Source organism: Allobacillus halotolerans (genome assembly GCF_018967645.1).
Taxonomy (GTDB): Bacteria; Bacillota; Bacilli; order Bacillales; family Alkalibacillaceae; genus Allobacillus; species Allobacillus halotolerans.
In genome coordinates this window covers 95974-121802 of record NZ_JAHLZF010000005.1, presented here as the reverse complement: position 1 = coordinate 121802, position 25829 = coordinate 95974, and the positions used below count along the sequence as shown (strand labels likewise).

The window sequence follows — 25829 nt, the reverse complement described above, 5'->3', positions numbered from 1 at the left end:
GGGGAGTTTAAAAACATGAAAAAATTATTATTGGCTTTATTAGGAATTACATTGATTGTGACGTTGGCAGCGTGTGGATCATCTGAAGAAGAAAGTAATGGTGATTCTAACGGAGAAGATACTACTGAAATTGTCGTTGGTGCAACAAGCGTCCCTCACGCTGAAGTGTTAGAAGAAGCAAAACCACTTCTTGAAGAAAAAGGAATTGACCTAACGATTGAAACGTATCAAGAATATGTCTTGCCAAATGAAGACTTAGATAACGGTACACTTGATGCAAACTACTTTCAACACATTCCTTACTTTGAATCACAGCAAGAAGATATCGGGTATGATTTTGTGAATATTGGTGGAATTCATATCGAACCATTAGGCATTTATTCCAAGAACATCGAAAGTATCGATAATGTGGAAGAAGGAACAGTCGTGCTACTAAGTCGTTCTGTTGCCGACCACGGTAGAGTTCTTACTTTGCTTGAACAGAATGATTTGATCAAAATAGATGAAAATGTAAACAAAGACGCTGCAACTGTTGAAGATGTGGTTGAAAACCCATTGAATCTTGAATTTGATGCAAGTATTGAACCAGCATTGCTTCCGGAATTTTATGAAAGAGAAGAAGATGCATTGGTCGCAATTAACACAAACTATGCAATCCAAGCGGGCCTTGAACCAAGAGAGGATTCGCTAATTATTGAAGAGTCCGACTCACCTTATGTGAACATCATCGCAGCGCGCGCAGAAGATGAAAATAACGAAGCGCTTCAAACTTTGGTCGAAGTTCTTCGTTCAGAAGAAATCACGAATTTCATTGAAGAAAAGTATGAGGGCGCTGTCGTACCGGTTAAATAAAATCTGAATCTTTAGCATTCGAGAGAAATGTTCAGTTATCCATACCAATTATAAGAATGAGGGGTATAACATCAAATAAGATGTTTATACCCCTCTTCATTCGGATAAACCTAATCTATAAGGGTTTTTGAATCCTTAACATTCGTGGTATTCTATATAACATCAAAGACGAAAGGAATGATTTTTCATTATTAATGACAATGAGATTGACTTGAATTACACAGAGGATATGGAGAAATCCATGCAGCAATCTCACGGAATGGGGTACAAAGAATACAGTATGAACCTCAATCGAAGACTACAAGTTGAACAAAAGCGAGAGAATGATTATAAGAAGTGTAATAACTTAGTTTCAGAAGTTGGACGACAATTACATCGTTAATGAATAAAAAAAGCCCATCAACTCCAGCCAAATTATTGGTTGGAGTTGTTTAAATTAGGTGGTGGATCTTTAGGTTACATAAGACCTTCTGGGAGTTTTTGTGAAAAATATCCCGTAGTAGAGAGTGGTTATCAAACACGGAAGCCGATCAATATTAGAATCATCCGTTGTTGAGCGTGCCTATCAAGCCCGGAAGCCGACCAATTTTAGAGCCTTCCGTAGTAGAGAGCGCTTATCAAGCACGGAAGGCGAACAATAATTGAATCTTCCGTAGTAGAGAGCGTCTATCAAGCACGGAAGGCGAATAAAATTAGAAACTTCCGTAGTAGAGAGCGCTTATCAAGCCCGGAAGCGGATCAATTTTAGAGCCTTCCGTAGCTGAGAGCATCTATCAAGCCCGGAAGCGGATCAATATTAGAAACTTCCGTAGCTGAGAGCATCTATCAAGCCCGGAAGCCGACCAATTTTAGAGCCTTCCGTAGTAGAGAGCGCTTATCAAGCCCGGAAGCCGATCAATTATAGAAACTTCCGTTGTTGAGCGTGCCTATCAAGCCAAGAATTCGAACAATTATTGAAGCTTCCATCAAAGCACGTTCTCGACGGCATTTCGCGCTGCACAAGCACTCATTTAAGTATCGAGACGAGAACGCCAATCAAGCCCGGAAGCCGATCAGTATTAGAATCTTGTTTATAGAAGGCTACTAACCCCGCGTTTAAAAAACTGAGTCGGAGAGTCCTATATAAGCGAGATTCTGATTCTCATCATTCGGCCTTTCATTCTCACCATGAAAAACTCCTTCTATATCAATCTAAAACTCCACAATTCCAATGCCAAGAAATCAACATTTTACGAAAAATCAATAACTTACGTCGTTTCAGTTTAATATTCCTTGTATCTTTACTATAATAGAGGTTGTGCCGAATAAAGGTCATTCTTCGGCGGATGGTTGATTATAAATTATAAATGTTATAAACTAAGAATGAGAATAGATTGGGAATGACCAATATATATCATAGAAAATGGAGGTATTGATATGGCTGGATCAACTTTAGAGATTAAAGATCTGCATGTCGAAATTGAAGGGAACGAAATCCTGAAAGGGGTTAACCTAACGATAAAGGGTGGAGAATTCCACGCAGTGATGGGACCGAATGGTACAGGTAAGTCTACATTGGCGAGTGCTATCATGGGTCACCCGAAGTTTGAAGTGACGAAGGGATCCGTTCATTTAGATGGAGAAGATGTTCTTGAAATGGAAGTAGACGAGCGTGCTAAAGCCGGTCTATTTTTGGCTATGCAATATCCAAGTGAAATCAGCGGTGTCACAAACTCTGATTTTCTACGTTCTTCAATTAATGCGAAGCGTGAAGAAGGCAACGAAATTCCATTAATGCAGTTTATCAAAACAATGGATGAGAACTTGGACTTCTTAGATATAGATAAAGATATGGCTCAGCGTTATTTAAACGATGGATTTTCCGGCGGTGAGAAAAAGCGGAATGAAATCCTTCAGTTAATGATGTTGGAACCAGCAATCGCGATTTTAGACGAAATTGACTCCGGTCTAGACATTGACGCATTGAAAGTTGTTTCTGAAGGAATCAATAAAATGCGTAGTGAAAACTTCGGTTGCTTAATTATCACTCACTATCAGCGTCTACTGAACTACATCACACCAGACCATGTACACGTTATGATGCAAGGTCGTGTTGTGAAGTCTGGCGGACCAGAACTAGCTCAACGCCTAGAATCAGAAGGTTATGAGTGGATTAAAGAAGAGCTTGGAATCGAAGACGAAACTGTAGGTCAGTAAGTGATCATAAAGATTGGAGGGTGAATAATGGCAGTAGATACAAAACTACCATACGATGAACAATATATTACTGAGTATTCTCAGAAACGAAACGAACCTGAGTGGTTTCGTGATATTCGTTTAGAAGCTTTACGTCAATCGGAAGATCTCCCAATGGCGAAAGCAAATAAGACACGGATCATTGATTGGAACTTCACGAATTTCAAACATGATGTAGCTGGTGAACCAATCCAGGACTTCGATACACTTCCTGAACAAGTTCGTGTTCTTTTAGGTGAAGAAGGAAGCGCACAAAACTTGATTATTGTCCGGAATAACGATGTAGCGTATGCAAACCTTTCACAAGAATTGAAAGATAAAGGCGTTATTTTTGAAGACATATTCACTGCAATGAACGAACATAGTGACCTTGTTCAAAAGTACTTCATGAAAGATGGCGTTGCGATCGATGAAAACAAAATGACTGCACGTCATGCGGCATTAATGAACAGCGGTATATTCGTGTACGTTCCAAAAAACGTTGTTGTCGACGAACCAATCCAGGTTGTTTTTTGGCAAGAAGATGACGAAGCGGGCATGATCAATCATGTTTTATTAGTCGCTGAAGAAAATAGTGAAGTCACGTATCTTGAAAATTATTACTCAGCAAATGCGAATAAAGAATCTGTTGCAAACTTGGTCAGTGAAGTATTCGCTCACCAAAACGCAAAAGTTTCTTATGGTGCTGTCGATCACTTGGCAGAAGGGACAACGGCTTACGTTAACCGTCGTGGCGTTGCAGACCGTGATGCGAATATCGAATGGGCACTTGGTCAAATGAATGACGGAAATACGATTTCTGACAATACTACCCATCTAAAAGGTGACAATTCTTTCTGTAATGCAAAGTCCGTTTCTGTTGGTCGTGGAAAACAAAGACAGAACTTCACAGCGAAGATTGTAAACTGGGGTAAAGATTCTGATGGTTATATCCTTCAGCACGGTGTCATGAAGGATCGATCTACAGCTTACTTCGATGGAATTGGTCAAATTGAGCATGGAGCAACACGAGCGAATGCGGAACAAGAATCTCGCATTTTGATGTTGGATGAAGGTGCACGCGGTGATGCCAACCCAATCTTATTGATTGATGAAGATGACGTAACCGCAGGACACGCAGCTTCTGTCGGCCGTGTTGATCCAATGCAGTTATACTACATGATGAGTCGCGGGATCTCTAAAGAAAATGCAGAGCGTCTGATTATTCACGGATTCTTAGATCCAGTTGTTCGTGAAATTCCAATCAAAACTGTTCAAAAACAATTGAAAGAAGTTATTGAAGGGAAAGTATACTAATGAATATGGCAGAAGTTCGCAAGCAGTTTCCAATACTGGATCAGGAAGTTAATGGTCATCCATTAGTCTATCTCGATAGCGCTGCGACTTCCCAGAAGCCTCAAGTAGTTATCGATGCGATAGATGATTATTACCGTCGCAATAACTCTAACGTTCACCGTGGTGTTCATACACTGGGTTCACGTGCTACTGAAAGTTATGAAGGTGCACGCGACAAGGTGAGAGAGTTCATCAATGCATCATCCATCAAAGAAGTTGTTTTCGTTCGAGGCACAACGACCGCAATCAACATGGTTGCGTCTAGTTACGGCCGACAGAACTTGTCCGAAGGGGACGAAATTGTTCTGACGAAAATGGAGCATCATAGTAACATCATTCCGTGGCAGCAAGTAGCGAAGGAAACAGGCGCTAAGTTGAAGTATCTTCCACTTTATGAAGATGGAACGATTTCACTGGATGATGTACGTGAAACGGTAACCGATCGAACGAAGATTGTTGCTGTGACACATGTTTCTAACGTTTTAGGTACAATCAATCCTATTAAGGAAATTGCCGAAATTGCACATGAGCATGGGGCAGTCATCGCTGTTGACGGTGCACAAAGTGTTCCGCATATGAAAGTTGATGTGCAAGAATTGGATGTTGATTTTTATGCCTTCTCAGGTCATAAAATGATCGGTCCTACAGGAATTGGTGTACTCTACGGCAAGCAATCGTTGTTAGAGAACATGGAGCCGGTTGAATTCGGCGGTGAAATGATTGATTTCGTTCATTTGTATGAATCAACATGGAAAGAGCTGCCTTGGAAATTCGAAGGTGGCACACCAATTATTGCAGGAGCAGTCGGACTGGCCGCGGCCATCGACTTCCTGAATGAAGTTGGTTTAGATGAAATTGAAAAACATGAACATGATGTTGTTCAATATGCAATGGAGAAAATGAATGAGATTGATGGAATGACAATCTACGGACCGGATGCACAGGAACGCGCAGGTCTTGTTACGTTCAACTTAGAAGGCGTCCATCCTCATGACTTGGCGACAGCGCTTGACTCACTCGGCATTGCAGTTCGAGCAGGTCACCATTGTGCACAGCCATTAATGCGTGAACTTGAAGTCGTTGCAACTGCAAGAGCGAGCTTTTACCTGTATAATGATAAGAAAGATGTAGATCATCTTGTCGAAGGACTAAAAAAAGCGAAGGAGTATTTCGGAGATGTCTTTTAACAATCTAGATACACTCTATCGACAAGTCATCATGGACCACTACAAAAATCCGCGAAATCGCGGTACAATAGAAGATGAAGGTTCGATTACCGTTGAGATGAACAATCCTACTTGCGGAGATCGAATCGATCTACAGATGAAAGTGGAAGATGGAATCGTTCAAGACGCAAAGTTTGAAGGTGAAGGATGTTCCATCAGCATGGCATCTGCTTCTATGATGACGCAGACTGTAACAGGTAAACCAGTTGAAGACGCGCTCAAAATGTCAGAGATTTTCTCTGAAATGATGTTGGGCCAGAATATAGATGAAAAGGAATTTAATCTGGATGATATGGGAGATGTTCAATCCTTGCAAGGAGTAGCAAAATTCCCAGCCAGAATTAAATGTGCGACGCTCGCGTGGAAAGCCATGGAGAAAGGCGTCGGTGACGAACAGTAATCAGGCAGTTACGCCTGGTTCACTGTTTAATCATTACAAGGAGGGTGAAGTATGGCTAAGAAAGCACCTGAAGTAGGCGATTACAAGTATGGTTTTAGTGACCGCGACGTATCGATTTTCCGTACTGAACGTGGTCTGACTGAAGAGGTAGTTCGTGAAATTTCTCGCCGTAAAGAAGAACCAGAGTGGATGCTTGAGTATCGTTTGAAAGCATATGAAATATTTCATAGTAAGCCAATGCCACAGTGGGGTGGAGACCTAGGCGAATTGGACTTTGATGAAATCACTTATTATGTGAAGCCATCTGAGCGTTCTGAACGTTCTTGGGATGAAGTACCTGAAGAGATTAAACAAACATTCGATCGTCTGGGAATCCCAGAGGCTGAGCAGAAATATCTTGCGGGTGTTTCAGCACAGTACGAATCGGAAGTTGTTTATCATAACATGGAAAAAGAACTAGAAGATATGGGTGTTATCTTTAAAGATACGGACTCTGCTCTACGTGAAAACGAAGACTTGTTCCGCGAGTATTTCGGTAAGTTGATTCCATCTGCCGATAACAAATTCTCAGCACTAAACTCTGCAGTTTGGTCTGGTGGTTCATTCATCTACGTACCGAAAAACACAAAAGTAGAAACACCACTTCAAGCTTACTTCCGTATTAACTCTGAAAATATGGGACAGTTTGAGCGTACGTTGATCATTGTAGATGAAGGCGCATCTGTACACTATGTTGAAGGTTGTACAGCACCTGTTTACACTTCCAGTTCACTTCACAGTGCGGTTGTTGAAATCTTTGTGAAAAAAGATGCGTATTGCCGTTATACAACGGTCCAAAACTGGGCGAACAACGTTTATAACTTGGTTACGAAAAGAGCAACAGCAGAAGCGAACGGTACAATGGAGTGGATTGATGGTAACTTAGGTTCTAAGTTGACGATGAAATACCCATCCATTCTATTGAAAGGCGAAGGCGCTCGTGGTTTGACACTTTCCATCGCATTAGCTGGTAAAGGACAACACCAACACGCTGGTGCCAAAATGCATCACTTGGCTCCAAATACGTCTTCTACAATTGTTTCGAAATCCATTTCTAAACAAGGTGGTAAAGTAACGTATCTTGGATTGGTTCACTTCGGTAAGAAAGCTGACAACGCACGTTCGAACATTGAGTGTGACACGTTGATCATGGATAACGAATCCACATCTGATACGATTCCTTACAACGAAGTGTTGAACGAAAACATTTCCTTGGAACACGAAGCGAAAGTTTCTAAAGTATCAGAAGAGCAGCTCTTCTACTTGATGAGCCGTGGTTTGAGTGAAGAAGAAGCGACAGAAATGATCGTCATGGGCTTCATCGAGCCATTCACAAAAGAACTACCAATGGAATATGCTGTTGAAATGAACCGCTTGATTTCCTTCGAAATGGAAGGGTCTATTGGTTAAGTTATAATCAATCTCCCATCACCAAATTGTGTGATGGGGGATTGTTTAAATTACTGGAACGTGAAGAGGCTGGGATCACATTGAACTAGATTTAAATATTACGAGTGAGTAGGCACTGACTGATGTCAGTGCCTTTTTTGTGCGTGAGAAAACGTTAATATTGAAGGCTTTTCAATTAACCCTGAAGCCGCGCGCAAAAACCCTGAAGTTTCACGAATTAACCCTGAAGGGCCGCGCATCAACCCTGAAGCTTCACGAATTAACCCTGAAGCTTCGTGAATTAACCCTGAAGGACCGCGCAATAACCCTGAAGCTGCGCGCATTAACCCTGAAGGTTCATGAATTAACCCTGAAGACGCGCGCAAAAACCCTGAAGGATCACGAATTAACCCTGAAGCTGCGCACCATAACCCTGAAGTCGAGGAAATGTAGCACTAGAAAGGCATCCGCGAAGTGAAAGTTTAATCGCTTTTCTCGATCAACGTTAACGAATAGTCACCAACTTGGTTTTCTTTATATAAATTTGTAACGGATGTCGTGTATTTCTGAATGGTAGCAGGGAATCTTACGTTTAATGCAGGAACGTTTACGTCGAAGTCGTTTTTGTATAAAAAAGTAGCGACACGATGATAGTCTTCGCTCGTTACTTTGAAATCAACGTGTACTGTTTTTCGCTTTTTTCCCGATTGAGGATCGACCACTTCATCCGTATAAAGATTGGTTGCTTCTATTTTTAAATCATCATTTAATATAACTGTTTGTTTCATCGTTTAATCACCTCACTGATCTGTGGAAACATCTTATCATGTAAGCGTTCTTCCCCCCCAAGTCAATTGCTTAGGTCATAATCTCTAAGCAGATTATTCTATATGCCGGTCAACGAGTGATAGAATAAGGTTTGTAATGATGAACATACTTACAATCTAAGACTGAAGTGTTCGTGAAAGGATGTTATATATGAAGTTAAGCGTTTTAGATCAAGCACCAATCACTAGCGGAAATACCGCTGTCGGTGCACTTGAAAAAGCGGAAGAGTTAGCTATTGTAGCTGATGAGTTAGGATATACGCGGATGTGGATGGCAGAGCACCACGGAACGAGAGCATTTGCGAGCTCTGCTCCAGAAGTGACTGCTGCACGATTAGCTGCAAAAACGAATCAAATTCGAATTGGGACAGGCGGCGTCATGATGATGCACTATTCACCATTAAAAATGGCCGAAGTATTTAAAACATTAAGCGCATTCTCGCCAGGACGAATTGATTTTGGTGTTGGACGTGCACCTGGTGGAGACCCTCAATCGATGTATGCATTAGCTGAAGGTCGTCAACCAAGAGTGGATAATATGTATGAAAAATTCGATCACACCTTGCAACTCATCAATGACGAACTGACTGAGGATAAATTGTATGCAATGATTGCAAGTCCACGAGGCGTTACATTACCTGAAGCATGGATGCTCGGTTCAAGCGGAAACAGTGCCCTTGAAACAGCAAGAAGAGGGGTAGGTTACTCGTTTGCACAATTTTTTAATGGACAGTTATCCAACGAAATTTTAAATATGTACCGAGAAAATTTCATTCCATCTCCTTTTATGGAAAAACCTGAAATCAATGTTGCCTATTTAGTGACAGCAGCAGAAACAAAAGAGGAAGCTGAGTATGAAGCAAAGCCACAAGATATCGCTCGATTGTGGTTGATGCAAGGGAAAATGGGGCAATTGCTAACACCTGAAGATGCCAAAGATTATCCGTTGTCTGAAATGGACCTAATGAAAATAGAAGAGAGCAGAAAACTGCACATTGTCGGTTCCGCAAAGGAAGTTGCTGAGAAATTACAAGTTGAGCAAGAACAATATGGATTTGATGAAGCGATGATTTGTAGTATTCAACATTCACAAGAGAAACGATTGCAAGTGTACCGTTTATTGGCAAAAGAGTTATTCTAACAATCGTTTATAAACAGGGTACCTATTCATCACACATGTTAAAAATTTATTCGATAATTTTTGTTGAAAAAACTGCGTACTAATTCTTATTGGATTTGTCTAATCAAGCATACGGTCATCTTTTCGAACGTTCACGCTGAATTAGACATTTTTCCCTCGTTTATTGAACAAAGCAAAGGGAAATCTACATTTATAAGTGGCCTTTTATCACTTGATACATGAATTGCATAAAACTCTGCAACATGTTCAATTTCAACTTAGAGAAGGAGAGGTTTAGCATGTTAGATGAAAAAACAATCAAGACAGTTAAAGAAACAGCTCCCGTATTGAAAGAACATAGTAATGAAATCGGTAAACGATTTTACCAGTTACTGTTTAAGAAAGTGCCCGATCTCTATAACCTTTTTAACCAAACGAACCAAAAACGAGGCATTCAGCAAGAAGCGCTTGCTTATTCGGTTTATGCGGCAGGTGAAAATATAGATCATCTCGAGGCGGTTGAGCCAGTCATTAGACGGGTAACAGAAAAGCATGTGGCAATAGGTGTAGAAGCTGAGCAGTATCCGGTTGTAGGAGAAACATTGTTGGAAGCTGTCAAAGATGTACTTGGCGAAACGGCATCCGATGATATATTGGACGCTTGGGGGAAAGCGTATAAATATATCGCCGATGAATTTATCCGGATTGAGAATGAACGATATGAAGAGTTGGAGAACATGCCGGGTGGCTGGAAAGGATTTCGGGATTTTGTCGTCGACAAGAAAGAAAAAGAAAGTGACTTGATTACATCATTTTACTTAAAACCAAAAGACGGCAAGCCGATTGCTACTTTCAAGCCGGGGCAGTATCTAACAATTAAAGCAGACATTCCAGGAGAAAAGTATACGCATATTCGTCATTATAGTTTATCAGACGCTCCGCGAAAAGATTACTATAGAATTAGTGTAAAAAAAGAAGAAAGTAGTGAGCAAAACCCTTCAGGAATCGTTTCAAACTATTTACACGAATCCGTTGAAGAGGGTGATGTATTATCTTTTTCCGCACCAGCAGGTGACTTTGTTGTCGAGCCATTAGACAAGCCGCTTGTATTAATTAGTGGTGGAGTCGGAATTACACCGATGATGAGCATGTTAAATACGTATACCGAAAAAGATAAAAATCGAAAAATTATTTTCATCCATTCAAGCCGCAATGGAAATATACAACCATTTAAAGAACAATTGACAAACCTTGCACAAAATAATAAGCAAGTTGATTATTATGTTTGTTATGACTCTCCAACTGACGAAGACCAAAGAGAGAAGCGATATAATAAAGAAGGTCATATTGATCTAGATTGGTTAGAGTCAATCTTACCAACGAATGATGCTGACTTTTACCTCTGTGGGCCAATGCCATTCTTAGAAGCGATGGTTGGTCAATTGAATCGTTGGAATGTACCTAAAGAGCAAGTGAAATATGAAGTATTTAACCCTGTTGCAATTTTAGGTGCAGAAGAAGGTCAACAATAAAAATAAAATATAAATATGGCTGCCAGTCCCCTCTCATCCCGTACAGAAAATGAGAGGGGACTCTATATAATTGTTGTTCATTTTCTGAAGTTAATATGCTGACTTAAAAATGATTGATGTGTAAGAGTTCATGATGATCATCAGATACGTGGGTACGGTCTTTAACTACTTGACTGATGCTGGCTAGAGATTGAAGGCTTGGAAAAAATGTATATGAACCGTATTGATCTCCTCTAGTTACTTCACTATGAAACGCTCCTGATTAACGATATAATTAAAGTAGATGCAAAATAAACGACAGAATGAATGCCAACAAAGCGTTTAGCGTTTAAGAAGGGAATCTCGTTCGATGGTTTTTTTGATTATGTTCATGATAGGGGTCACCACTGCATTCATCGGAAGTATAGCCGGATTAGGTGGTGGTGTGATTTTCGTTCCCACCATGCTTTTCTTAGCACAAGTGAGCAGCGAATTTTCTTGGGCGACTCCCCAAAACATCGTAGGGATCTCTCTTGTCGTCATGGTTTTTACAGGATTATCTTCAGCATTGACCTTTATGAAACGAAAACGAGTGGATATCGTCAGTGGTTCACTGTTTTTGGCAGGGAATTTACCTGGTGCCTTGCTCGGTGTTTACTTAAATCAATATATTCAATCCGGTTTGTTTGAATTGTTATTAGGCTTTTTAATGTTAGTCATTGTTGGGCTTTTTTTCATTAAAAAGTATTTACCTCAACGTCAGTATGATGAAAATCATGAGAAAAAGACACATATTCATCGGAAGTTTTTAATCGCGGGTTATGAAGTGAAATACTCTTTCTCCGTAATATTAGGCATACTTGTCGGCTTTACTGTAGGAATGCTGTCTGGCTTATTTGGCATCGGCGGTGGATCATTGATGGTTCCGGCAATGATTTTATTATTTGGCATGCCGGCGCATATCGCAGCACCAACTTCCATGTTTATGATTTTCTTTTCGAGTTTACTATCATCTTCAGCTCATATTCTTTCTGGTCATATTGTATGGACGTATGCATTAGCAGCCATTCCAGGCTCGTATCTCGGTGGCGTATTGGGCGCGCGTGTCAATCAGCACTTAAGAAGCGAATCAATCGAATGGATTTTACGGATTATTATGACCATTGTAGGCATACGATTAATTATATAGCTGTATAGAAGGAGTAGCTTTATGAGAGAAAATATTCATTTGTACTTTACAAGTGACTTACATAGCCATTTTGAAAATTGGCCAAAGATTATCCATTCAATGAAGCATGAAATGAGCAAGCATGCAGATGAATTTCATCTCATTTTAGATAATGGTGATCACCTGGATCGATCGCATTTTTATACGGAAGCAACCCTGGGTGAAGCGAATATCCGATTGCTGAATGAAGCGGATTATCATGTGGTGACTCTCGGCAATAATGAAGGCATTACGTTACCTGAAGAGCAATTATATCACTTATATGATGACGCCGACTTTTCAGTAACTTGTGCGAATATCGCACCGATTAATCAAGATAAACCTGATTGGTTAAAACCTTATGAAGTCTTTGAAAGTGACCAGGGAACTAAAATAGGGGTGATCGGTTTAACGGCTCCTTTTCAATTGTTTTACGAACAACTTGGCTGGACGACTTATGAGCCAATCGAAATGTTAGAGCAATATATGCCAGAGTTAGAAGAGCGTTGTGACATCATCGTGCTACTTTCACATTTAGGTGTTTATCAAGATGAGTTGATCGCGGAAAAGTTTCCGATTGATGTGATTATCGGAGGCCATACGCACCACTTATTTAACCAAGGACAAGTTCATGATGGAACATTACTGAACGCGGTCGGTAAACATGGTTTTTATTTCGGTAAAGTTCATTTGGTGTACGACCATCAGAAGAAACAAGTCATACAAAGTGAAGGCACGGCTGTAGAAATTGGGGATGAGCAAGATGAAGAGACAAAGGCATTGATTGAAAATATTCATCAGGAAGCTGAGGAAGTATTGGGGAAAACAGTGGTTGTCTTAGATGAAAATTACCCTGCGAATTGGTATGAGGAAACAGAGCTGATGAATAACTTTGTTGATGAATTACAAACATGGACAAATGCTGATTGTGCCATGTTAAATGCCGGTGTTTTATTGCATGGATTCTCTGCTGGTGAAGTAACGAGGAAGGATATTCATAGTAGTTGTCCGCATCCGATGAATCCGTGCGTAATGGAAATGACCGGAAAGGAATTGTTGGAAACAGTAAGGATGTTTGAAGGAAAAGAATTTATCGAGTTTGAATTGAAGGGTCTAGGCTTCCGTGGCAAACGAATCGGTAAAATGATCTACTCTAATTTAACCGCTCAAGTCCACCCAAAGACAGACTTTGTCGAGAAAATTTGGTTGGATGAAGAAGAAGTTGAACCGAATCGAGCATACCAAGTTGCAACAGCAGACACCTTTTCATTTCCATCACTAGTACCGACCATTGCTTCCGTTAAAGAGAAACATTACTTTATGCCTGAATTCATTCGTGATGTTTTGGAGAAAAGCGTGACGAAGCTGTAGCTGATTCATAAAAAAGATTTAAAAGTGCTGGCTCAAACAAATTGGGACTGGCACTTCTTTTTTTCCTTTTCATAGGGTAAAAAAGAGGAGGCTGGTTTTATGATTCATACAGAACCGATTTGGATTGAAGGTCACGGATTTACGTTTGTTCATGTCGAGTTACCGAAAACTAATCTATTAGTCATTTATAATGATTTTGGCTACATTATGTGCGGTGCCTTGGACGTCGACCTGCTAAACGATAAGCTAGGTGACAGAAACATTGTAGCTGGCCGTGCGGTCGGAGTAAGAAATCGCGACGAATTGTTGTATGCACCCCTACAAAAAGTAACGAATTATTCTATCGAAAAATTTGGCTGGTATGAAGGCATTATGGGGAAGCAGGCATTATTGGCTTTGACGAAATAAGGTTGTCAGCAGTTGCATAATAATTTATGATGAAATTAGTCGAATAATAGTGATGGGGATAATTTATGAAAACAGCAAAAATCCAAGACCTTAATGAAGGAGATATACTAGCTAGACCAATTACTGACTCATACGGAAGAGTTCTTTTACAAAAAGGAGTTAAATTTACAAACCGGATCATCCAACGGTTGGCGGATTTTCAGTTTAAATACGTCTATGTTCAAGACGAACTGACAGAAGACATTTATCCTCAAGACCTGTTGGATGATCAAATTAGATTTGAAACAATCCATTATATTCGGGAGTCTTTTCGTGCGTTTAATGAACAGCCGACAAATCTAAAGAGAAATCAATACATATTGGAAAAGTCATTGAAAGAAGTTCAAAAAAAAGTTGGAGAAATCAATGAAATCATCCAAGACAACGAGGAAATTTTATCGATTATGTCGGATCTATTTTTGTATGACGACTATGTGTACATGCATTCATTAAATGTAACGGTATATTCGTTGGCACTTGCAAATGAGCTCAACTATCCGAAGCATAAAATCGAGCAAATCGGCATTGGCGCGCTATTACATGATCTAGGAAAAACACAAGTACCTAAATCCATCTTAAATAAACCTGGAAAATTGACGGATTTAGAATTTTCGATTATCAAAGAGCATACAATCTATGGCTATGATCTGCTTAAGCATGCGAATCTTCCGAATGAAGTAAAATACTGCGTCGTTCAGCACCATGAACGATTAAATGGAAGTGGTTATCCATATGGACTTGTCGGTCCCAATATTCATCCGTACGCACAAATTCTCGCGGTGACCGATGTGTTCGACGCTGTCACGACAAACAGAGTTTATCGACCCGGTTTGTTGCCACACGAAGGTTTGGAGATTTTGTATTCCGGAAGCGGCGAATTGTTTCTGCCAGAGTACGTCGATTTATTCCGGCGCAATATCTCTATTTATCCAAATGGCGCAGAAGTCGAATTGAGTAACGGAGCAAAAGGAATTATTTGTGAACAGAATAAACACCTACCAGACCGGCCAAAAGTGCGCATTTTAGAAAATGAAGAAGGAAAGCTACATAAAAGCCAAGTCTATGAAATTAATCTAGCAACAACTTTAGATGTCATGATTACTCAATGTAATGTAAGTTCATTTAATGGATGAAGACTCGCCCGGTGGCGAGTCTTTTCTTTTGGAGTGGGGTTTGTTAGGTTGATCAACAGTAAGCTCGTGTTGATCGACAGTTGGAGAGCTTTTATCGGCAGTCAGTGCGCCTTTATCAACAGTTGGAGAGCTTTTATCAACAGTCAGTTCGCGTTTATCGACAGTTGGGAAGCGTTTATCAACAGTGAGCTCGCGTTTATCGACAGTTGGAGAGATTTTATCAGCAGTCAGTGTGCGTTTATCGACAGTTGGAACGGCTTTATCAACAGTGAGCGCACGTTTATCGACAGTCAACCCCTCTTCATCGACAGTCAGCGCACCTAAATCCATAAGTCATGTCCGCTTACTCTGATGCATAAACTTCAGTGTAAGGGGGTTTTCGTGTGCGCAGACGACCGAATAAGCTAGTTTGGAAGAAAAGAAAGCCCAAAAGTTTAGGCCAGATCCTATCGATGACTTTTGTTGTATTTATTTGTGCGCTTATTCTGTCTGTCTGGGTGATTGATAAAGGAATTGAACCGACTTTAATTGATATCGCAGAAAAAAAAACAAGTCAATTTGCACGAGAAGCCATCAATGAAGCGGTCAGTAAGAGAATTGTTGACGACCTTCAAGTAGAAGATTTGGTTCAAATTGAAACAGACAACAATGGTGAAATTGTATCCGTCGGTTGGAATGCGGTTGTTGTAAACCGGGTTCTTCGAAATACGACGTTTCGTGTACAAAACTACCTGAAGCGAATCGAACGGGGTGAAATTACCCCAGAAGACTCCTTGGATTTTGATATTGATGATGATGTAGTCATTCAAGAAGATACAGTGGAAGAGCATCGGGCGATTGTACGAATTCCGATCGGGCAAGCAACAGGGAATACGTTGTTAGCGAATCTCGGTCCCCAAGTTCCTGTCCATTTCAGTGTAGTTGGTGATGTGCAATCAGACTTTCGCCGGAAAATAACGGAATACGGTATTAACAATGCGATGATTGAGTTGTCGATTAATATTCAAGCAAATGTGCAAATCGTTATTCCTTTTTCTACATCGACAACAGTTGTTGAGACAGATATACCCGTATATGTTGGAGTCATTCCAGGAAAAGTACCGAACTTTTATAGTTCAGGCAGTGATTCTTCATCCGACATTGATCTAGCCGTACCTCCTGAGGAATTTACAGGACAATAGAAGTATGCTATATTATCGGTACGAGTAAAAATTAAAAAATTAAATAGAAAACAACCACCACTGATGGGGTAGAGGCGCAGTTAACAAAAGTAAGTTATGCGAGGGTGACACCGATGACCATAAACGAAAGGGTTAATTGCCGAAGTATGATTGCAGTCACGGCATTCATGCTGGAATGTACTTGAAGAAAGTGCATTCTCTCGTACCGAAATAACGGGGAGCTACAGATCGGGGAAATGGACCAAAAGTAATGGTAGATTTCTCTATCATTACTTTTTTTATTTGTGAAAAATAAAATGCCTAAAATATTTTCCACCAGAAGAAAATAGGCTAGTAGTAAGTCCAAGAAAAACTTAGAAAAGAATGAATTACATTACACAAAAAGGAGTGGGGTCAATGGAAGGTACGATTTATTCATTAATACCGCCGATTTTAATGATTATCCTTGTGTTGCTTACGCGCAAAGTGTTGCTTTCGTTAGGCGCAGGGATAGTTGTTGGGGCATTAATGATTGAGAGTTTTGATATTTTTGAAACCATTAAACGAATTTGGTTTACGTTCCAGGAATTATTTTATGCCGAAGGTGCCTGGGATCTGTGGAGTATCCAGCTAATTATCTTTTTATTATTTTTAGGCATGTTGATTGCATTCTTAACAGCATCTGGCGGAGCAAAAGCTTTTGGGGATTGGGCTATTCACAAAATTCGTACACGCGAAGGTTCACAGTACATGACGGGTTTGTTAGGAATGGGAATTTTCATTGATGACTATTTCAACAGCTTGACGATTGGTCAAGTCTCTCGTCCAGTTACCGATCGACATCGTGTTTCTCGTGCAAAGCTCGCTTACTTAATTGATTCAACATCAGCGCCCGTGACGGTTTTGTCTCCGATTTCGAGTTGGGGGGCTTATATCATCGGGATTATCGCAACCATTATTTCTGCGAATGAGTTGACGAATTATCAGGCGTTTAATTCCTTCATTCAAATGGTACCGTACAACTTTTATGCGATTTCTGCAATTTTACTCGTATTTTTAGTTGCTTGGTTGAACTTAGACATCGGACCGATGAAAAAGCATGAAGATCGTGCTAAAGAAACGGGTCAATTAGTTGATCCCGATAACGACGATATACCAGGGGATTTACAATCAGAGATTTACGAAAACAGTTTAGGAAAAGTCGGGCATTTAATGATTCCGATTGTCGTATTGATCGCTGTGACTCTATCAATGATGATTTATACAGGTATTCAAGCAAGTGGTGAAACCAATTTGATTTCTATTTTTGCTGATACAGACGTTAACCTATCGTTAGTTGTTGGTGGTTTCGTCGCATTGCTCGTATCGATCATTTTCTATTTCAGACAAGGCGGTGAAAAAACGAGTTTTGGCCGTGTAAGTATCGAAGGCATAAAAGCTATGCTCCCAGCAATTTATATATTAGTTTTAGCTTGGATGATCGTTTCCATCATCGACGCTATCGGGACAGATGCTTACTTGTCGGGATTAGTGGAGAAATCGAATATTAATGTTGCTTACTTGCCATTCTTACTCTTTATCGTCAGTGGCTTTATGGCTTTTTCAACAGGAACTTCATGGGGAACATTTGGGATCATGCTACCGATTGCAGGTTCAATGGCCGTGACACTTGATCCAAGTTTATTCATACCAGCATTGGCATCAGTACTTGCTGGTTCAGTATTTGGCGACCACTGCTCACCGATTTCAGATACATCTGTCCTGTCATCAACCGGTGCAGGGGCCAACCATATCGATCACGTATTAACACAGATCCCATATGCCGTTTTAGCTGCAGTGGCTTCAAGCGTTGGATACCTATTATTTGCATGGACGGATTCCCTGCTCTTGTCGCTAATCGTTACGATTGCTACTTTAGTTCTATTAGCCTATTTGGCAAAACAATTATTCATGAAAAAAGATACAGCATAAATTTAGCTCAAAGCCGCTTTAATTACGGATAAAATCGTAATTAGAGCGGTTTTATTTATGTGGTAAAACTAGGAATTTTTTACCTATTAATTTAAATATTTCTTTTTATCAAAATACTTTGACAATAACTGATTACCCTATTATAATAAGCAAATAAGTAGTTGTGAGTATTCTGAACTTTTAAACATTATATGCTCGCAAACTACATAGAATTTTAGTATAAATATCGAAAGGGGAGAGAAACATGAACGAACGTTCACAGTGGGGAACTAGGCTAGGATTCCTGCTTGCGGCGATGGGGTCGGCCATTGGTTTAGGTAACATCTGGCGTTTCCCCGCAGTCGCTTATGAAAATGGTGGGGGAGCATTTTTTATTCCGTACTTATTTGCTTTATTAACTGCAGGTATACCGCTTCTCATCATGGAATATACAATCGGGCATAAGTATCGTGGATCTGCACCGCGATCCTTAAGTGGAATCAGCAAAGGTTTCGAATGGATTGGTTGGTGGCAAGTGCTAATTTCTTTTGTCATTTCAACCTTTTACGCGGTCATTATCGCGTGGGCAGTCATGTTTGCTTACTTTTCATTCGGACAACAATGGGGAGACGATACGAGTGGATTCTTAACTGGTAACTTCCTAGAAATGACGGATCCAGGGAAATTCGGAAGTATTGTTCCATCCGTCTTCATCCCATTAATCTTTATCTGGGTAGTCGTTCTAGGTGTCTTGGTCCGTGGTGTCAGAAGAGGGATTGAGGTTGCAAACAAAATCTTTATTCCGACATTGGCTGTCTTGTTCTTATTGATCGTTATTCGAGCGGTTACATTAGACGGAGCATTAGATGGTTTGAATGCGTTCTTCCAGCCGAATTGGGATCAAATCATGAGCGGTCAAGTCTGGGTCGCGGCATATGGACAGATTTTCTTTAGTTTATCCATTGGTTTTGCGATCATGATTACGTATTCTTCTTACTTGGGAAGAAAGTCAGACATTACTAATAATGCGTTTATTACAGGGTTTGCGAACTCTTCATTTGAACTGCTTGCAGGAATCGGAGTTTTCGCAGCACTTGGATTTATGGCGATGGCAACAGGTCAAAACATCACTGATGAAGGATTTGTACAAGGCGGAATTATGTTGGCGTTTGCCGTCTTCCCGGAGATCATTAACCAAATGCCATTCTTACCAGGTGTATTCGGTTTCTTGTTCTTCGCGTCACTCGTCTTGGCAGGTCTATCATCGTTGATTTCAATTTCAGAAACGTATATCGCTGCTGTTTCTGAGAAATTTAATATTTCTCGTACGAAATCAGTATTATTTGGTGGAGGTCTTGCCGCAATAATTTCCATTGCTTATGCCACGCAAGGTGGGCTTGTATTGCTCGATACCGTCGACCACTTTATTAATAACTATGGTGTAGCATTGGCGGGTCTGTTTGAAGTTGTCGCAGTCGCTTGGTTTGCGAAAGGATTGAGAGATCTACAATCCCATGCAAACTCGGTATCTGACATTCCATTGGCTGCATGGTGGAGAGTATCGCTGGGTGTCATCACACCAGTTGTTTTAGGATATATGATGCTTCAAAACATCAAATCAGAAATCTCAGCAGCATATGAAGGTTATCCGTTAGACTTCCTGTTTAACTTCGGTTGGGTAGTTGCGATTGGTGTCATGATGGCTGGTGCCTTATTCGCAACGAAAAAATGGCCAGCTCAACAAGTAAACCAAGCTGCTGATGACGATGATGAGGAGGTGGCGAACTAATGTCTGCCGGAGCCGTTGTGATGATGATTTTAGGAATGGTTATTATTTGGGGAGGCTTAGCCTCAAGTATTGTTTATGCAAGGAAGAAAGCAAAGGAAAGCTAAATAAAATGATTTCATGAAAGAATCGGTTGCTGATGTTTCAAAAACATCAGTGACCGGTTTTTTTATTGGTTATCAGTCGTTGATCTATAAAGTTTTTAAAAATAATTGCAAAAATTTTGTGATTAAGGGTTGATTTTTAAAAAGATAATACATATACTGTTTTATAACAGCAGTAAATAATAATAGTTGTACTATAAAAGGAGGGTTCATAGTGAAACAGACTTCTTGCTGTGAATGCGGAAAAGTGATTGAGCATAACTGCCAGCATCTTGTATGTGAATATTGCTTATCAAAAAGAGCAGAGTAATTTTTTTGCTCAAACTGTATTAGTACAAATGATAGATATTAAATATGTAGTATAACAATAGGGGTGTAAAGGATGTCTACGACTGATTTATCTCAACATTACGACCAGGTTAAACAGGTGGAGAAAGAGATTTTGACAGAAGGTGCCGTTGATTTTCTTCACAAACTGCACAGAAATTTTAATGAAAAACGAAAATCTCTTTTGGAACAGCGTGAAAAAGCGCAAGAGGCTTTCAATCAAGGAGCTACGCTACACTTTTTAGATGAGACAAAAGATATTCGTGAAAGTGATTGGACGGTTGCTGATATACCTGAAGACCTTCAGGATCGCCGGGTAGAAATTACTGGACCAGTCGACCGTAAAATGATTATCAATGCATTGAACTCAGGTGCAAAGACGTTTATGGCGGATTTCGAGGATTCTTCCAGTCCGACATGGAGCAACATGATCAACGGACAAAAAAATCTAAAGGATGCTATTCGCCGGGAAGTTGATTTCACGGCCGATAATGGAAAGTTTTATCAATTAAACGATAATCCTGCTGTACTAATCGTCCGCCCACGCGGATGGCACTTAGAAGAGACACACTTAACGGTAGAAAATGAGCCAATGTCAGGGAGCCTTGTTGATTTCGGTTTGTATTTTTATCACAATGCGAAGCAACTGATCGAGCAAGGTTCAGGCCCATATTTTTATTTGCCTAAATTGGAAAATCACCAAGAAGCAAGGCTTTGGAATGACGTTTTCGTATTCGCGCAAGATGAGCTTGGCATTCCTCAAGGGACAATTAAAGCAACAGTTCTTATTGAAACGATTTCTGCAGCTTTCGAAATGGATGAAATTTTATTTGAATTGAAAGAGCATTCAGCAGGGTTGAACTGCGGACGTTGGGATTACATTTTTAGCTATATCAAAAACTTTCAGAATCACGAGCATGTACTCTTTCCGGATCGTAAATTGGTGACGATGGAAGTACCGTTTATGAGAGCGTATTCACTGTTGACAATCCAAACTTGCCATAAGCGGAATGCTCCGGCAATTGGAGGAATGGCAGCACAAATTCCTGTGAAAAATGATGAAGCGAAAAACAAAGAAGCTTATGAAAAAGTGCGCAACGATAAATTACGTGAAGTAAAAGATGGCCATGATGGCACATGGGTGGCGCATCCGGCGATGGTTCAGCTTGCAAAAGAAGTCTTTGATGAACACATGCCGACAAAAAATCAAATTGATTGTCAGTTAGATAATTTGCAAGTGACAGAGGAACAATTACTTGAAGTACCTGAAGGGCCGATTACCGAAGGGGGTCTTCGTGCGAATATCGAAATCGGCATTCAATATATTTCAGCTTGGCTAGGGGGACGTGGTGCCGTTCCGTTAAACAACTTAATGGAAGATGCAGCAACTGCAGAAATTTCCCGGGCACAGGTCTGGCAATGGATCAAGCATCCTGAAGGAAAGCTTGAAACGGGGGAAAAAGTGACGATTGATTTAGTGAAAGATTTGTTGGATGACAAGTTACAGGCTGAGCATCCACAAGCTACAAAACTATTTTTAGATCTGATCGAACAAGATTCGTTTGAATCATTTTTAACATTACCAGCTTATCACGTATTAAAGGAAGGGGAATAAAAGATGAATAACAGAGTAGAACAGATGAAAAAAGATTGGGCAGAAAATATGCGTTGGGTCGGTGTTGAACGCCCCTATTCGGCTGAAGATGTCGATCGTTTAAAAGGAAGTTTACAAATTGAACAGACGTTAGCCAAAAGAGGATCTGAGAAGCTTTGGAGGTTAATCAATGAAGAAAACTATGTAAATGCACTTGGTGCGTTAACGGGTAACCAAGCGGTTCAGCAAGTGAAAGCGGGATTGAAAGCTATTTATCTAAGTGGCTGGCAAGTAGCTGCAGATGCCAATATGGCCGGTCAAATGTATCCGGATCAAAGCTTATATCCGGTCAATAGCGTGCCGAATGTCGTGAAGCGGATTAACCAGGCATTGCAGCGGGCAGATCAAATTCATTATTCGGAAGGTGACGACTCTATTGATTGGTTCGCACCGATTGTAGCGGATGCGGAAGCGGGTTTTGGTGGCCAATTGAATGTGTTTGAACTAACGAAATCAATGATCGAAGCAGGAGCATCTGCCGTTCACTTTGAAGATCAACTTTCATCTGAGAAAAAATGTGGTCATTTAGGTGGTAAAGTGTTATTGCCGACGCAGCAAGCCGTGAAAAATTTAGTTTCTGCTCGTTTGGCAGCAGACGTGTTGGGTACGCCAACCGTCATCATTGCCCGAACAGATGCGAATGCGGCAGACTTAATTACGAGCGATGTCGATCCATACGATGCTCCGTTCTTGACGGGTGAACGTACAGTGGAAGGCTTCTACCGCACGAAATCCGGTTTGGACCAAGCGATTGCCCGTGGATTGGCTTATGCTCCGTATGCTGATTTAATTTGGTGTGAAACGTCTGAACCAAATCTGGAGGAAGCACAGCGTTTTGCAGATGCGATTCATGAAAAATATCCAAATAAATTGTTGGCTTATAACTGTTCACCTTCATTCAACTGGAAGAAAAAATTATCGGATGAAGAGATTGCGAATTTCCAAAAAGAACTCGGAAAAATGGGCTACAAATTCCAATTCGTCACATTAGCTGGATTCCATGCATTGAACCACAGCATGTTTGAATTAGCTCGTAAGTATAAAGACGAAGGAATGAAGGCTTACTCTGAGTTACAGCAAGCTGAATTTTTCAGTGAAGAGTTCGGTTACTCCGCGACCCGACACCAACGAGAAGTTGGAACAGGCTATTTCGACGAAGTATCCCAAGTCATTTCTGGAGGCACTTCATCGACAACAGCTCTTGCAGGATCAACGGAAGCAGAGCAATTTAAAAATTAACAGGTATAGAAAACCGCTCCGAGTTGGAGCGGTTTTTTTGAGTGCTATCCTTCTAATCGAGGGTAGCGCACAATTTTTCTTCACTACCGTTGAATAGCACGCCTCTAATCGAGGATAGGGCATATTTTTTGTTCGCTACCGTTGAATAGAACGCCTCTAATCGAGGGTAGCGCACAATTTTCCTTCGCTACCGTTGAATAGGAGGCTTCTAATCGAGGGTAGCGCACAATTTTCCTTCGCTACCGTTGAATAGAACGCCTCTAATCAACGAAAGCACACAGTTTTAGATCACTACCGATGAATAGTCCGCCACTAATCTTCGTATGTTTTAAATCGTTCTCTCTTTATTTTCTTTTAATGGTTTGTTTCAATTTAGCCTTTTCTTTTTTCTGAAAATCTTCGGGCTTAATCGTAAAGTAACTTTCCACTAATTGATAGATCGACAACAGTTCATAAAGTAGAATGAAATGCGATGGAAATGCCGTAGTCCTTGGTTTTTCTTCGATAATTTCACTTTGGTTTCGCCAGAACAGATCGACAAGTTTTTTCAATTGCTCCCGGTGCTCTTCAAGGCTAAAGTCCTCGGCTACTTGAAGGGAATGGGAAACATTTTCTACATGAATAAACAGCATATCTTTTTCCTGTTCGGTTAAATCCAGTGTTTTAGACGTCATATAGTATACGTTCTCAATGTGGTAATTAATTAATTTTAGCTGCGTCAGCTTTTTGTTAACGGCTTTCAGTTCATTGTTCTCAGCCGCAGTTAGCGGGTGATATTTCGCTTCGTCACGTTGATAATTTATGAGCACTTCAATTTTAAACACTCTTTCTTCTAAAATCTCGAGTGTTTCAAGCATCTTCGGGTCTTGTCTTTGGTCACTCAGAGCAGCTGAAAAAATGCACTGGATGGTTTCACCTGTGTCTTGCGCTAATTTTTTCAATTTGTTCGTAATTGACGATTGGTAATTTGGTGGCATCAAAAACATATTCACGAGTGTAGAGACAGCCAGTCCAATCGTTGTCGTTCCAAGACGAATAAAAAACGAGGCCATAAAATTATCGTGAATGACTTCAATCATGGCAACGGACGTCAACGTAGCAACGAGCAAACCATCAAATAACTTAAATCGATACGTCGTGACGATCGTAAACACAGCTGCACAGGCATAGGTCAATGCGGAATGACCAAATAAAGTGATAAATAAAACGGCATAAAAGGAGCCGATTGCGGAAGCTGGAAACCGGATGATTCCTTTTTTGATCGATTGGGCAACGGTCGGCTCCACCGTTACGATTGCTGTAATAACGGCGAAAACCGGTGGCCAACCGATCCATTCACAAATCCATGCGGTGATAAATATAGCGATTCCTGTTTTTAATACACGACTGCCTGCAATTCGTTTCATGATTTCATCTCCAATAGTTCACTATCTCTATTTTTTCACTAAAGGAGAAATATTTCAATTGGCTAGAGCAAGTTATCCGTCAGTATTTCGCTCCCAGCGTTTTAAGGAAGGGTACGGGTCATAAGCCCACTCATATTTTCCGTTATCTTTGTAAATGCCATAATGTAAGTGAGGTGGGAATTTGCCTTGTGTTCCTTCTGGCCCATATCCTGTTGAACCCACATATCCGATAACTTGTCCAGGTTTGACGAGGGTGCCTTCTTCAATCCCTTCTTCAAATCGGCTTAAATGAGCATAGTAATGATAGATGTTATATGCGTCGCGAATTCCGACCCGCCAACCACCGAACTTGTTCCATCCTTTGATCTCAACGATTCCATAAGAGGCTGATTTAACAGGTGTCCCGTATCCGGCAAAAATGTCGGTTCCTTCATGAATCCTTCTTCCTCCATAGCCACGTGAGTCTCCCCACGTATTTTTGTAACTATAATTGAAGTTTTTCGAAACGATAAAGGATCGCTCACTTAAATCAAGTGTTTGAAACTTATGAAAGATTTTTTCCATCAGAGCGATTAAATCGGCAGCTTTTTCACGGTCATAATAAGTTTCTAAAGCTTTTTGCATGGTGCCTTCTTCGTCGGTCAATTGCTGAATGATAGTGGCATAGGTGTACAGCACATCTTCATCATCTTCAATATCAGCAATCCCATCCCCATTTCCGTCCATACCTTTTCCGCCGAACAATTGAATGGCTTCTTCGGAATGCTTTCGCTTATTGTCAAAGTTAAGTAAACCAAACCATGTTTCGGGCTTGATGATAATCCCTGTCATTCGACCATCGATCTCTTTATTGATATTACGTTCATATTGGTCCATGGCTGCAAGTGAATACCAAGGCAAGTCTGTCACAGCAGCCGTCTTTCGGTAAAGTCCCATTCGTTCAAGATATTCATCGTCATTGTCTTCGGCTTGCACTGTCACGGGTATAGCAAGCAAAATAATAAGTAGGCATAGAAATTTTCGCATACAGATTGGAATCCTTTCTCATATCGGAATTTAGCTAATTCTTAGTGTAAGCAGCTAAATTGTTTTCATGTAGAGAATGGATAAG

At 40.5% G+C, this 25829-nt stretch carries 24 protein-coding genes and 1 riboswitch; of the genes, 20 read left to right on the top strand and 4 right to left on the bottom strand.

What is annotated here, in order from left to right:
* Positions 1-15 precede the first annotated feature (15 nt).
* From KQ486_RS05295 to KQ486_RS05260, 8 genes are all read left to right on the top strand, one after another.
* Positions 16-852: a MetQ/NlpA family ABC transporter substrate-binding protein gene (locus KQ486_RS05295; RefSeq protein ID WP_216686987.1), complete on the top strand. Its 837-nt coding sequence runs from the start codon at positions 16-18 to the stop codon at positions 850-852.
* A 211-nt stretch (positions 853-1063) separates the two neighbouring features.
* Positions 1064-1234: a YuzK family famiily protein gene (locus KQ486_RS05290; protein ID WP_186278617.1), complete on the top strand. Its 171-nt coding sequence runs from the start codon at positions 1064-1066 to the stop codon at positions 1232-1234.
* Between the two features lie 1034 nt (positions 1235-2268).
* Positions 2269-3048, top strand: coding sequence for a Fe-S cluster assembly ATPase SufC (sufC, locus tag KQ486_RS05285; RefSeq protein WP_216686986.1), 780 nt, complete (start codon positions 2269-2271; stop codon positions 3046-3048).
* Between the two features lie 27 nt (positions 3049-3075).
* Positions 3076-4383: a Fe-S cluster assembly protein SufD gene (sufD, locus tag KQ486_RS05280; protein WP_144162939.1), complete on the top strand. Its 1308-nt coding sequence runs from the start codon at positions 3076-3078 to the stop codon at positions 4381-4383.
* Positions 4383-5609, top strand: a complete 1227-nt coding sequence (locus KQ486_RS05275) for a cysteine desulfurase (protein ID WP_216686985.1) — start codon at positions 4383-4385, stop codon at positions 5607-5609. Before sufD ends, KQ486_RS05275 begins: the two co-directional genes overlap by 1 nt.
* Positions 5599-6048, top strand: a complete 450-nt coding sequence (gene sufU, locus KQ486_RS05270) for a Fe-S cluster assembly sulfur transfer protein SufU (protein WP_216686984.1) — start codon at positions 5599-5601, stop codon at positions 6046-6048. The genes KQ486_RS05275 and sufU overlap by 11 nt, the downstream gene beginning before the upstream one ends.
* A 51-nt stretch (positions 6049-6099) precedes the next feature.
* Positions 6100-7497, top strand: a complete 1398-nt coding sequence (sufB, locus tag KQ486_RS05265) for a Fe-S cluster assembly protein SufB (RefSeq protein ID WP_216686983.1) — start codon at positions 6100-6102, stop codon at positions 7495-7497.
* A gap of 139 nt (positions 7498-7636) precedes the next feature.
* Positions 7637-7954 carry a hypothetical protein gene (locus KQ486_RS05260; RefSeq protein ID WP_216686982.1) on the top strand — a complete coding sequence of 106 codons (318 nt, stop codon included), beginning with the start codon at positions 7637-7639 and terminating at the stop codon, positions 7952-7954.
* A gap of 4 nt (positions 7955-7958) precedes the next feature.
* Here KQ486_RS05260 and KQ486_RS05255 read toward each other — a convergent pair whose 3' ends face one another.
* Positions 7959-8264, bottom strand: coding sequence for a DUF3219 family protein (locus KQ486_RS05255; protein ID WP_144162929.1), 306 nt, complete (start codon positions 8262-8264; stop codon positions 7959-7961).
* A gap of 190 nt (positions 8265-8454) precedes the next feature.
* Here KQ486_RS05255 and KQ486_RS05250 point away from each other — a divergent pair, with 190 nt between their 5' ends.
* The 6 genes from KQ486_RS05250 (at position 8455) to KQ486_RS05225 (ending at position 15092) form a co-directional block, all read left to right on the top strand.
* On the top strand, positions 8455-9444 hold the full coding sequence (locus tag KQ486_RS05250) for an LLM class flavin-dependent oxidoreductase (protein ID WP_144162927.1): 990 nt from the start codon (positions 8455-8457) through the stop codon (positions 9442-9444).
* A gap of 278 nt (positions 9445-9722) precedes the next feature.
* Positions 9723-10955, top strand: coding sequence for an NO-inducible flavohemoprotein (hmpA, locus tag KQ486_RS05245; RefSeq protein ID WP_216686981.1), 1233 nt, complete (start codon positions 9723-9725; stop codon positions 10953-10955).
* 349 nt (positions 10956-11304) lie between these two features.
* Positions 11305-12123 carry a sulfite exporter TauE/SafE family protein gene (locus KQ486_RS05240; protein ID WP_144162923.1) on the top strand — a complete coding sequence of 273 codons (819 nt, stop codon included), beginning with the start codon at positions 11305-11307 and terminating at the stop codon, positions 12121-12123.
* A 21-nt stretch (positions 12124-12144) separates the two neighbouring features.
* Positions 12145-13512, top strand: a complete 1368-nt coding sequence (locus tag KQ486_RS05235) for a bifunctional metallophosphatase/5'-nucleotidase (RefSeq protein ID WP_216686980.1) — start codon at positions 12145-12147, stop codon at positions 13510-13512.
* 99 nt (positions 13513-13611) lie between these two features.
* Positions 13612-13920: a YunC family protein gene (locus KQ486_RS05230; RefSeq protein WP_144162919.1), complete on the top strand. Its 309-nt coding sequence runs from the start codon at positions 13612-13614 to the stop codon at positions 13918-13920.
* 65 nt (positions 13921-13985) lie between these two features.
* Entirely contained in the window at positions 13986-15092 is a 1107-nt protein-coding gene (locus KQ486_RS05225) for an HD-GYP domain-containing protein (protein ID WP_144162917.1), read from the top strand.
* Here the strand turns inward: KQ486_RS05225 and KQ486_RS05220 are convergent.
* Complete coding sequence (locus tag KQ486_RS05220; RefSeq protein WP_216686979.1) at positions 15078-15422, bottom strand: hypothetical protein; 345 nt, start codon at positions 15420-15422, stop codon at positions 15078-15080. The genes KQ486_RS05225 and KQ486_RS05220 overlap by 15 nt on opposite strands.
* 53 nt (positions 15423-15475) lie before the next feature.
* Between KQ486_RS05220 and yunB the strand changes: the two genes are divergently transcribed.
* From yunB to aceA, 6 genes are all read left to right on the top strand, one after another.
* Complete coding sequence (gene yunB, locus KQ486_RS05215; RefSeq protein WP_274236142.1) at positions 15476-16273, top strand: sporulation protein YunB; 798 nt, start codon at positions 15476-15478, stop codon at positions 16271-16273.
* Positions 16274-16334: 61 nt separating this feature from the next.
* Positions 16335-16505, top strand: a riboswitch (Lysine riboswitch).
* Positions 16506-16669: 164 nt separating this feature from the next.
* A complete protein-coding gene (locus KQ486_RS05210) occupies positions 16670-18223 on the top strand; it encodes a Na+/H+ antiporter NhaC family protein (protein WP_216686978.1) in 1554 nt (517 codons plus the stop codon).
* A gap of 244 nt (positions 18224-18467) precedes the next feature.
* Positions 18468-19991, top strand: coding sequence for a sodium-dependent transporter (locus tag KQ486_RS05205; RefSeq protein WP_144162913.1), 1524 nt, complete (start codon positions 18468-18470; stop codon positions 19989-19991).
* Positions 19991-20095 carry a methionine/alanine import family NSS transporter small subunit gene (locus KQ486_RS05200; protein ID WP_144162911.1) on the top strand — a complete coding sequence of 35 codons (105 nt, stop codon included), beginning with the start codon at positions 19991-19993 and terminating at the stop codon, positions 20093-20095. Before KQ486_RS05205 ends, KQ486_RS05200 begins: the two co-directional genes overlap by 1 nt.
* Before the next feature lie 379 nt (positions 20096-20474).
* Positions 20475-22034, top strand: a complete 1560-nt coding sequence (gene aceB, locus KQ486_RS05195; RefSeq protein ID WP_216686977.1) for a malate synthase A — start codon at positions 20475-20477, stop codon at positions 22032-22034.
* A 3-nt stretch (positions 22035-22037) separates the two neighbouring features.
* Positions 22038-23312: an isocitrate lyase gene (gene aceA, locus KQ486_RS05190; protein ID WP_216686976.1), complete on the top strand. Its 1275-nt coding sequence runs from the start codon at positions 22038-22040 to the stop codon at positions 23310-23312.
* 344 nt (positions 23313-23656) lie between these two features.
* Here aceA and KQ486_RS05185 read toward each other — a convergent pair whose 3' ends face one another.
* Entirely contained in the window at positions 23657-24718 is a 1062-nt protein-coding gene (locus KQ486_RS05185) for an aromatic acid exporter family protein (RefSeq protein WP_144163873.1), read from the bottom strand.
* A gap of 72 nt (positions 24719-24790) precedes the next feature.
* Positions 24791-25744 (bottom strand): M23 family metallopeptidase, encoded by a 954-nt coding sequence (locus KQ486_RS05180; RefSeq protein WP_216686975.1) that lies wholly within the window; start codon positions 25742-25744, stop codon positions 24791-24793.
* Positions 25745-25829: the final 85 nt, after the last annotated feature.

Bases quoted from the DNA above. Each gene is read 5' to 3' on its own strand.
- KQ486_RS05275 (WP_216686985.1), top strand. From the start codon at position 4,383: ATGAATATGGCAGAAGTTCGCAAGCAGTTTCCAATACTGGATCAGGAA.
- KQ486_RS05210 (WP_216686978.1), top strand. From the start codon at position 16,670: ATGGAAGGTACGATTTATTCATTAATACCGCCGATTTTAATGATTATC.
- KQ486_RS05230 (WP_144162919.1), top strand. From the start codon at position 13,612: ATGATTCATACAGAACCGATTTGGATTGAAGGTCACGGATTTACGTTT.
- KQ486_RS05255 (WP_144162929.1), bottom strand. From the start codon at position 8,264: ATGAAACAAACAGTTATATTAAATGATGATTTAAAAATAGAAGCAACC.
- KQ486_RS05295 (WP_216686987.1), top strand. From the start codon at position 16: ATGAAAAAATTATTATTGGCTTTATTAGGAATTACATTGATTGTGACG.
- KQ486_RS05180 (WP_216686975.1), bottom strand. From the start codon at position 25,744: ATGCGAAAATTTCTATGCCTACTTATTATTTTGCTTGCTATACCCGTG.
- sufU (WP_216686984.1), top strand. From the start codon at position 5,599: ATGTCTTTTAACAATCTAGATACACTCTATCGACAAGTCATCATGGAC.
- sufB (WP_216686983.1), top strand. From the start codon at position 6,100: ATGGCTAAGAAAGCACCTGAAGTAGGCGATTACAAGTATGGTTTTAGT.
- KQ486_RS05205 (WP_144162913.1), top strand. From the start codon at position 18,468: ATGAACGAACGTTCACAGTGGGGAACTAGGCTAGGATTCCTGCTTGCG.
- KQ486_RS05220 (WP_216686979.1), bottom strand. From the start codon at position 15,422: ATGGATTTAGGTGCGCTGACTGTCGATGAAGAGGGGTTGACTGTCGAT.
- KQ486_RS05200 (WP_144162911.1), top strand. From the start codon at position 19,991: ATGTCTGCCGGAGCCGTTGTGATGATGATTTTAGGAATGGTTATTATT.
- KQ486_RS05235 (WP_216686980.1), top strand. From the start codon at position 12,145: ATGAGAGAAAATATTCATTTGTACTTTACAAGTGACTTACATAGCCAT.
- hmpA (WP_216686981.1), top strand. From the start codon at position 9,723: ATGTTAGATGAAAAAACAATCAAGACAGTTAAAGAAACAGCTCCCGTA.
- aceA (WP_216686976.1), top strand. From the start codon at position 22,038: ATGAATAACAGAGTAGAACAGATGAAAAAAGATTGGGCAGAAAATATG.
- KQ486_RS05240 (WP_144162923.1), top strand. From the start codon at position 11,305: ATGGTTTTTTTGATTATGTTCATGATAGGGGTCACCACTGCATTCATC.
- sufD (WP_144162939.1), top strand. From the start codon at position 3,076: ATGGCAGTAGATACAAAACTACCATACGATGAACAATATATTACTGAG.
- KQ486_RS05185 (WP_144163873.1), bottom strand. From the start codon at position 24,718: ATGAAACGAATTGCAGGCAGTCGTGTATTAAAAACAGGAATCGCTATA.
- KQ486_RS05225 (WP_144162917.1), top strand. From the start codon at position 13,986: ATGAAAACAGCAAAAATCCAAGACCTTAATGAAGGAGATATACTAGCT.
- aceB (WP_216686977.1), top strand. From the start codon at position 20,475: ATGTCTACGACTGATTTATCTCAACATTACGACCAGGTTAAACAGGTG.
- KQ486_RS05250 (WP_144162927.1), top strand. From the start codon at position 8,455: ATGAAGTTAAGCGTTTTAGATCAAGCACCAATCACTAGCGGAAATACC.
- sufC (WP_216686986.1), top strand. From the start codon at position 2,269: ATGGCTGGATCAACTTTAGAGATTAAAGATCTGCATGTCGAAATTGAA.